General features: G+C 64.7%; 1 protein-coding gene. It reads left to right on the forward strand.

Annotated features, from left to right (window positions below):
- Positions 1-414 precede the first annotated feature (414 nt).
- A partial coding sequence (locus ASE66_RS19810; RefSeq protein WP_244494995.1) for a biotin/lipoyl-binding protein occupies positions 415-1,351 on the forward strand: 937 nt, incomplete at its 3' end.

A 1,351-nucleotide genomic window follows, 5' to 3' on the forward strand; every position in this document is an offset into this window, starting at 1 on the left:
TTCATCATCGGAGCGCAGACGCCGACCACCGTCACCGGCGGNTCACGGCGACGACACGTTCAGGTTCGAGCTCGAAGGGCGCGATGCCGTCGAGGACGCCCAGGAGATGATCCATAAGATCCTCGACCTCGAGGTCGGCGACCGCATCCTGATCAGCCAGTACACGCTGCGCCGCAACGACGATGACGACGGGGACGACGATCGCGAGGGCGAGGACGATTTCGATCGCACCTACGGCGAAGAGGGCCGTGACGACCAGCCCTTCCGGTTCCGGATCGAGAAGATCGGCGACAGGGAAACCACCTTCATCGACGTCGATATCGAGAACGAAGGCGACAAGGGCTTCTCCATCGAGATCAGCGGCGCCCACCAATTCCAGTATTACAGCTAACCCTCGCGTGGAGTTCCCCGGTCATGAATGCGTATAATCCGGACCGCGAATTCGTTGCGGGCGCCACCGCGCTGCAGGCCAAAAAGCGCGACAAGAGCTTCTCGCTGCGCGCCCATGTGCTGTTCGGCCTGCTTCTCACCGTTGCGCTCGTGGTCGGTTGTGGTGGCTGGGCCAGCACCGCCCGCCTTGCTGGCGCGGTGATCGCGCAGGGGGCGGTCAAGGTCGATCAGAACCTCAAGGAGGTACAGCACCGCGACGGCGGCACCGTGCAGGTGATCGCCGTCCGCCAGGGGGACAGCGTGAGCGAGGGCCAGGTGCTGTTTCGGCTCGACGATGTCCAGATCAGGACGGAGCTGTCGATCATCCGCTCCCAGCTCGCCGAGTTCCTCGGCCGGCGTGCCCGGCTCGTCGCCGAGCGTGACGGGCTCGACGCGATGCTCGATCCGCCGGGCGTGAACGCGCTCAGCGGCGATGCAGCTCAGATCATGACCGGCGAGCGGCGGCTGTTCAGCGGGAACCGTCAGAACCGGGAGAGCCGCAAGGAACTGCTCGAGATCACCATCGTCCAGTCTGGCGAGGAGACGAAGGGGCTCGCAGCCCGTTTGTCGGCCAAGCGCGAGGAATTGCGTCTCGTCGAGATCGAGCGCGACAAATATCTCAACCTCTTCCAGAAGGGCTTCATCGACGGCGTGAAGGTCTTCAACATCAACCGCGAATGGGCTCGCCTGCTCGGCGAGCGCGGCGAGATCGAGGCGATGATCGCGCGGGCAAAGCTGCGCATCAACGAGGCCCGGCTGCAGATCATCACCATCGACGACACGGCCCGGACCGAGGCGCAGCGCGAATTGACCTCCGTCGAAGCCAAGATCGCCGAGCTCGCCAACCGGCGCTTCGCAACCGAGGACAGGCTGTCACGCACCGAGATCAAGGCGCCGGTCGCCGGCATCGTCAACGAGCTCA

The sequence above is a fragment of the Allobosea sp. Root483D1 genome, assembly GCF_001429505.1.
GTDB lineage: Bacteria > Pseudomonadota > Alphaproteobacteria > Rhizobiales > Beijerinckiaceae > Allobosea.